This is a genomic window from Streptomyces prasinopilosus, from assembly GCF_001419695.1.
Classification (GTDB): Bacteria; Actinomycetota; Actinomycetes; order Streptomycetales; family Streptomycetaceae; genus Streptomyces; species Streptomyces prasinopilosus.
Map to the genome: position 1 here is coordinate 1 of NZ_LIRG01000893.1, position 3,103 is coordinate 3,103.

3 protein-coding genes are annotated in these 3,103 nt (G+C 71.4%); all 3 read left to right on the forward strand.

Features of this window, described 5'->3' with window-relative positions:
* Positions 1-409 precede the first annotated feature (409 nt).
* Positions 410-1,711 carry a pyruvate dehydrogenase (acetyl-transferring) E1 component subunit alpha gene (gene pdhA / locus AOK18_RS28100; RefSeq protein ID WP_055575143.1) on the forward strand — a complete coding sequence of 434 codons (1,302 nt, stop codon included), beginning with the start codon at positions 410-412 and terminating at the stop codon, positions 1,709-1,711.
* A 1-nt stretch (position 1,712) separates the two neighbouring features.
* Positions 1,713-2,705 carry an alpha-ketoacid dehydrogenase subunit beta gene (locus AOK18_RS28105; RefSeq protein ID WP_055575144.1) on the forward strand — a complete coding sequence of 331 codons (993 nt, stop codon included), beginning with the start codon at positions 1,713-1,715 and terminating at the stop codon, positions 2,703-2,705.
* A 15-nt stretch (positions 2,706-2,720) separates the two neighbouring features.
* Positions 2,721-3,103: biotin/lipoyl-containing protein (locus AOK18_RS28110; RefSeq protein ID WP_338119144.1), on the forward strand; the 383-nt coding region annotated here is incomplete at its 3' end.

Below are 3,103 nucleotides of genomic sequence, written 5' to 3' on the forward strand. Positions count from 1 at the left end.
TCCGGCGGCGGAGGGGCGGCCCGACGCCGCCGTGCCGCCCCTCCGCCGCCGGACGGGGCACCGGGCGCGGGACACGACCCTTCCCGAGTCCGGGGTCGGCGGGATAACGTGCCGTTGCTCCGGCCTCCTGCAAGGCTGTGACCAGTGCGCCTTTCCAGCCTTTCCGATTTACTTGGATATCCAAGCAAAATCCCAGGTCAGGAATGGTTTCCCAGAAATGTGGCGCACTGGGTAACGTGCTGTGTGCAGGTCGCTCGCCGGGGCACCTGTCACGCCTGTTCCCGGCCGGGCGGCACCCACCCCGTGCCCGTGGTCGAGAAGAGGTGAGCCTCCCCCAGGCTTCGTCCAGCTGGAGGGGGACCCCAGACCTACCGGCAACCCCGGGGGTCGGACCGACGGAGGAGCACACGTGACCGTGGAGAGCACTGCCGCGCGCACACCGCGACGCAGCGCCGGAAGTGATGCCGGCGCCACCGGCGCCCAGCACACCACCGGCACCACCGCCGAGAAGGCGGTCCCGGCCAAGAAGGCGACCGCGGCCAGGAAGGCACCCGCGGCCAAGAAGGCGCCCGCCGGGAAGAAGGCCCCGGTGTCCGGGAAGGCCCGCGGCACGAAGACGCGGAGCGCCGAACCCCACCTCGTCCAGCTGCTGACGCCCGAGGGTGAGCGGGTCCGGAACGCCGAGTTCGACCCGTACGTCTCCGGCGTCACGCCCGAGGACCTCCGCGGCCTGTACCGCGACATGGTGCTCACCCGCCGCTTCGACGCCGAGGCCACCGCGCTCCAGCGGCAGGGCGAGCTGGGCCTGTGGGCCTCGCTGCTGGGCCAGGAGGCGGCGCAGATCGGCTCCGGGCGCGCGCTGCGCGACGACGACTACGTCTTCCCCACCTACCGCGAGCACGGCGTCGCCTGGTGCCGCGGGGTGGACCCGACCAACCTGCTCGGCATGTTCCGCGGCGTCAACAACGGCGGCTGGGATCCGAACGGCAACAACTTCCACCTGTACACGATCGTCATCGGCTCCCAGGCGCTGCACGCCACGGGCTACGCGATGGGTGTCGCCAAGGACGGCGCGGACAGCGCGGTGATCGCCTACTTCGGTGACGGCGCCTCCAGCCAGGGCGACGTGGCCGAGGCCTTCACCTTCTCCGCGGTCTACAACGCCCCGGTGGTGTTCTTCTGCCAGAACAACCAGTGGGCGATCTCCGAGCCGACCGAGAAGCAGTCCCGCGTCCCGCTGTACCAGCGGGCGCAGGGCTTCGGCTTCCCGGGCGTGCGGGTGGACGGCAACGACGTGCTGGCGAGCCTCGCCGTCACCCGGTGGGCCCTGGAGCGGGCCCGCGCCGGTGAGGGGCCGACGCTGGTCGAGGCGTTCACCTACCGCATGGGCGCCCACACCACCTCCGACGACCCGACCCGCTACCGCCACGACGACGAGCGGGCCTCCTGGGAGGCCAAGGACCCGATCCTGCGCCTGCGCCGCCACCTGGAGTCCGCGCACCACGTGGACGAGGGGTTCTTCGCGGAACTGGAGACCGAGAGCGAGACGTTGGGCAAGCGAGTGCGCGAGGCGGTCCGTGCCATGCCGGACCCGGACCACTTCGCCATCTTCGAGAACGCGTACGCGGACGGACACGCGCTCGTCGACGAGGAGCGGGCGGAGTTCGCCGCCTACCAGGCGTCGTTCGCCGACGCGGACGGGGGCAAGTGACATGGCGGAGACCGTGACATCCAAGAACATGGCCCTGGCCAAGGCGATCAACGAGTCGCTGCGCCGTGCCCTGGACACCGACCCCAAGGTCCTCGTCATGGGCGAGGACGTCGGCAAGCTCGGCGGCGTGTTCCGAGTGACGGACGGGCTGCAGAAGGACTTCGGCGAGAGCCGCGTCATCGACACCCCGCTCGCCGAGTCGGGCATCGTCGGCACGGCGATCGGCCTCGCCCTGCGCGGCTACCGCCCGGTGGTCGAGATCCAGTTCGACGGCTTCGTGTTCCCGGCGTACGACCAGATCGTCACGCAGCTCGCGAAGATGCACGCGCGGTCGCTGGGCAAGGTGAAGCTCCCGGTCGTCGTGCGCATCCCCTACGGCGGCGGCATCGGCGCGGTGGAGCACCACTCCGAGTCCCCGGAGTCGCTGTTCGCGCACGTGGCGGGACTGAAGGTGGTCTCGCCGTCGAACGCGTCGGACGCGTACTGGATGATGCAGCAGGCCATCCAGAGCGACGACCCGGTGATCTTCTTCGAGCCCAAGCGGCGCTACTGGGACAAGGCCGAGGTCGACACCGAGGCGATCCCCGGCCCGCTGCACACCGCGCGCGTGGTCCGCGAGGGCACCGACCTGACGCTGGTGGCGTACGGCCCGATGGTGAAGCTCTGCCAGGAGGTCGCGGACGCGGCGGCGGAGGAGGGCCGCTCCCTGGAGGTCCTGGACCTGCGCTCGGTCTCCCCGCTCGACTTCGACGCGATCCAGGCGTCGGTGGAGAAGACCCGCCGCCTGGTCGTCGTCCACGAGGCTCCGGTGTTCTTCGGTTCGGGCGCGGAGATCGCCGCGCGGATCACGGAGCGCTGCTTCTACCACCTGGAGGCCCCGGTCCTGCGGGTGGGCGGCTACCACGCCCCGTACCCGCCGGCCCGCCTGGAGGAGTCCTACCTCCCGGACCTGGACCGGGTGCTGGACGCCGTCGACCGCTCGCTGGCCTACTGAGGGAAAGGGAGGGTCGTGACGACGATGACGCAAGCGCCCGTCCGTGAGTTCAAGATGCCCGATGTGGGCGAGGGACTGACCGAGGCCGAGATCCTCAAGTGGTACGTCCAGCCCGGTGACACGGTCACCGACGGCCAGGTGGTGTGCGAGGTCGAGACGGCGAAGGCGGCCGTGGAGCTCCCCATCCCCTACGACGGGGTGGTCCGCGCGCTGCACTTCCCCGAGGGGACCACGGTGGACGTGGGCACGTCCATCATCGCGGTGGACGTCTCGGGCGGTACGGCCCCGGAACCGGAGGCCCCCGCGGCCGCCCCGGCCGCCGAAGCCGCACCCGCCGGAGCCGTGTCCGCCGCCGCACCCACCGCCTCCGCCGGGCAGCCGGCGGAGGCGGTGGGTGC

Excerpts from the sequence above, each read along its gene's own strand:
- AOK18_RS28105 (WP_055575144.1), top strand. The coding sequence starts at position 1,713 with ATGGCGGAGACCGTGACATCCAAGAACATGGCCCTGGCCAAGGCGATC.